This window comes from Dysgonomonas sp. Shenzhen-Wh21, from assembly GCF_043392705.1.
Lineage (GTDB): Bacteria > Bacteroidota > Bacteroidia > Bacteroidales > Dysgonomonadaceae > Dysgonomonas.
On the sequence record NZ_JAIXHZ010000063.1, the window covers coordinates 1 to 3,692 of the forward strand.

The 3,692-nt window shown below is 35.9% G+C and carries 4 protein-coding genes and 1 pseudogene; 1 reads left to right on the forward strand and 4 read right to left on the reverse strand.

Annotated features, from left to right (window positions below):
* A partial coding sequence (locus tag LDB17_RS03650; protein ID WP_393924893.1) for a hypothetical protein occupies nucleotides 1–127 on the reverse strand: 127 nt, incomplete at its 3' end.
* Here LDB17_RS03650 and LDB17_RS03655 point away from each other — a divergent pair.
* Nucleotides 76–669, forward strand: a pseudogene (locus LDB17_RS03655) (ammonium transporter); the annotation flags it as partial. The gene LDB17_RS03650 and the pseudogene LDB17_RS03655 overlap by 52 nt on opposite strands.
* Nucleotides 670–766: 97 nt before the next feature.
* Here the strand turns inward: LDB17_RS03655 and LDB17_RS03660 are convergent.
* The 3 genes from LDB17_RS03660 to meaB form a co-directional block, all read right to left on the reverse strand.
* Nucleotides 767–1,102, reverse strand: coding sequence for a YegP family protein (locus LDB17_RS03660; RefSeq protein ID WP_252637411.1), 336 nt, complete (start codon nucleotides 1,100–1,102; stop codon nucleotides 767–769).
* A gap of 153 nt (nucleotides 1,103–1,255) precedes the next feature.
* A complete protein-coding gene (locus LDB17_RS03665; RefSeq protein WP_135106107.1) occupies nucleotides 1,256–2,218 on the reverse strand; it encodes an ROK family protein in 963 nt (320 codons plus the stop codon).
* A gap of 112 nt (nucleotides 2,219–2,330) precedes the next feature.
* Nucleotides 2,331–3,428, reverse strand: a complete 1,098-nt coding sequence (gene meaB, locus LDB17_RS03670) for a methylmalonyl Co-A mutase-associated GTPase MeaB (protein ID WP_252637412.1) — start codon at nucleotides 3,426–3,428, stop codon at nucleotides 2,331–2,333.
* Nucleotides 3,429–3,692: the final 264 nt, after the last annotated feature.

The window sequence follows — 3,692 nt, forward strand, 5'->3', positions numbered from 1 at the left end:
CAGCAGCAAGTCCACTACCTGCATTAAATCCAAACCATCCGAGCCATAGTAGAGATGTACCTATGAATACAAATGGGATGTTATGCAGGTAGTGGACTTGCTGCTGACGGATTGGCCGCGAATGCATTCCTTGTAACTCATTTAGCTACATCTGCCGCCGCTGTGATATGGATGGCTCTAGAATGGATTCTTTATAAAAAGCCAACTATTGTAGGATTTTGTACTGGTGCTGTTGCAGGGCTGGTAGCAATAACTCCCGCAGCAGGAACTGCTGATGTGCTCGGAGCTTTTGCCATAGGAGGAATTTCTGCTTTAGTATGTTTCTTTATGGTTGCTTATGTAAAACCCAAACTTAAATACGACGATTCTTTAGATGCTTTTGGTGTACACGGTATCGGTGGTATAGTTGGATCTATACTTACAGGGGTATTTGCCACACGAGCTATCACAGGCCCTGAGGGCGTTCAAGGAGCATTATACGGAGATTGGAATCAATTATGGATACAGGTTGTTGCAACTGGAGCTTCAGTTGTATACAGTGCTGTTCTAACATTCATACTATTCTTTATTGTTAATAAAACTATTGGACTGAGGGTAAGCAAAGATGACGAGTCTACCGGACTTGACATATCTCAACATGGAGAAATTGCTTACAGCGAAGAAGAATAACTAGAAATCGCACTATTAAACACAGGAAATGTACCATGCAAAGAAAATATCTTTGCATGGCATTTTTTTCTATAAAGAGGGTAGGGGGCTTGCTTCTTTACTCTGCAGTTAGATCTACCACTTCAGCATCAGGTGCATTTTTAACAACAGATGCAATACCGTTATCGCGGCTAGCTACACTTTCATATAATTCGCTCGTTCCTATAATCTGCCCATTCGTAGCTTTTAGATTAAAATATGGTTTGCCATTTTTTGATTCTAGTTTTTCAAAGTGAGATTCAACTTGGCTGTTTTTTCTTACAGATTCAATACCATTCTTGCAGTTTTCCTTTTTTGTGTATCCTTCACTACTTAATATAACTTGTCCATTACCTGCTTTAAGATTAAACTGGAATTCACCGTTCTTTCTCTTCGAAATTTCAAATTTTCCCATTTTGTTGTGTTTTAAAAGTTCATATTAAAGTAGAACACTAGTTTAATATAAAAAGTTTATTATCAATCTATATTCATCTATATAAATACTGATAAAAAAATAGCAGTAGAAAAAAATCTACTGCTACATATATACTTTCTATTTATAGAACTTTTAATAGTCTTTTACTTCCCAACCTAAAGCACTTGCACCAAGTACGGCAGCATCGCTTTCTTTAAGCTCAGACATTAAAAGTTTAATTTTGTTACGAAATATAGGCAACATATTTTCTTCCATATGCTTGCGTACAGGATCAAAAATAAATTTGCTTGATTTGGTTAATCCTCCAAATAATATGATCGCTTCGGGACTAGAGAATGCTACAAAATCTGCAAACGCCTCTCCAAGCATCTGACCGGTAAATTCAAAAATTTCTTTTGCTAAAACATCACCTTTCACAGCAGCATCATACACATCTTTTGATGTTATTTCGTTCGGATCAAGTTCTCTTAATAAACTTGGGTCTTTTCTTGTTTCAAGAAACTCTCTCGCTGTGCGTGCTACACCGGTGGCAGAACTATATGTTTCAAGGCAACCTTTCTTACCACAACCACACATACGTCCATTACGTTGAATTGTAGTATGACCTAGTTCGCCTGCAAATCCATCGTGACCATATACCAACTGCCCATTTACGACGATACCACTACCAACGCCTGTACCTAGTGTAATAACAATAAAATCTTTCATTCCACGAGCTGCTCCATAAGTCATTTCACCTATAGCCGCTGCATTCGCGTCATTGGTTAATGCCACAGGTACATTTAGTTTGTCTGTCAGCATCTGAGCCAATGGAATAACACCTTTCCATGGAAGATTAGGTGCAAATTCGATACAACCTGTAAAGTAATTTCCGTTTGGAGCTCCAACTCCAATACCTTTGATATTGCTTGATCCTCCAACCTGATCTATAATTTCTTGAACTCCGGCTGAGAGATTTGTTACATATTCGTTGATTTCTTTATAAGCACCAGTTTTGATAGAACCCTGATTAATGATGTGTCCACGTTTGTCTACAACACCAAAAACAGAATTGGTTCCACCAATATCAATCCCAATAGCATATGGTTTCTCCATGATTTATATTAATGTTAATTCAACAATGAAATTATTTCTATTAAAGTGTACAAATATAATGATTTCTAAGAAAATATTCGGTTATAAATCTGCAATAATATACGTTTCCTTATCATTTAGATATCTTCTGATAAATATCTAAGACTTTATTAGCAGCAGCAAATGAGCTTATCTGAGAATTAAGTACTTGTTCTTCACATACCCTTAATTCCTTTTGTATGACAGCATTGTTATAAAAATTATTCTTTAACCGTTCGTTAATCGTTTCATACATCCAATAGCGAGATTGATCGTTGCGTTTATGCTCAAAATAACCATTTTCTTTGACAAATGCAATATATTCATCAATCATATTCCACACTTCATCTATACCTATCTCATAATATCCGGAATAAGTCAAAACTTTAGGCACCCATCCTGATTCCGGAAGAGGAAATAGGTGTAAAGCATTCTTAAAATGGGACTGTGCCAAACGAGACTTCTCTATATTATTACCATCAGCCTTGTTTATAACAATTCCGTCTGCCATCTCCATTATACCACGCTTGATACCTTGCAATTCATCTCCAGTTCCGGCTAATTGTATAAGTAAAAAGAAATCGACCATAGAGTGTACAGCTGTTTCAGACTGCCCAACACCAACTGTTTCTATTATAATACGGTCAAATCCAGCAGCTTCACAGAGTATAATCGTTTCTCTCGTCTTGCGAGCTACACCACCTAAGGACCCGGCAGAAGGGGAGGGGCGTATAAACGCATTTTTTTCAACAGACAAACGTTCCATACGAGTCTTATCTCCAAGTATACTTCCTTTAGTCAATTCACTTGATGGATCTATAGCAAGAACGGCTAGTTTGTTATTTTTTTTCAGAATATGCATTCCAAATGCATCAATAGAAGTACTTTTTCCGGCTCCGGGTACACCTGTAATACCAATTCGAACAGAATCGCCTGTATATGGCAAACATTTTTCTATAACTTCTTGTGCTATAGCCTGATGTTCTGGTTTAGAACTTTCAATAAGTGTAACTGCCTGTCCAAGAATAGATATATTTCCCTTGCGAATACCATCAACATATTCAGACACAGAATACGTTTTGCGTTTAAATTTCTTGAAGCTATTTAGATAAGGATTAATAGTCGGTTGCTCCGAAGTGCCTTTATTTACACTTAATCCTTGAAATTGTTCATCGTTCTCAATATGATCCATAAATTCTATTTTTGAATGCTAGTGAATAGATTTTTATAAAATCTAGAATTATAATCAAAGATAACTAAAAAAGAGAGAAGCGATATAACTTGTGTTTGTAATAATAGATTTCAAACACGAAATTAAACATAATAGTAATTATATAACAAATGATAGCGTTTTAAATTTGGCTATCATTCGCTATGCTATTTTTAAGATTCTATCTAAAGATAATAAGGGCAACATCAGAATTTATTAAAAAAGAAAACATTAATATAGTTATGC

Excerpts from the sequence above, each read along its gene's own strand:
- LDB17_RS03660 (WP_252637411.1), bottom strand. The coding sequence starts at position 1,102 with ATGGGAAAATTTGAAATTTCGAAGAGAAAGAACGGTGAATTCCAGTTT.
- LDB17_RS03665 (WP_135106107.1), bottom strand. The coding sequence starts at position 2,218 with ATGGAGAAACCATATGCTATTGGGATTGATATTGGTGGAACCAATTCT.
- meaB (WP_252637412.1), bottom strand. The coding sequence starts at position 3,428 with ATGGATCATATTGAGAACGATGAACAATTTCAAGGATTAAGTGTAAAT.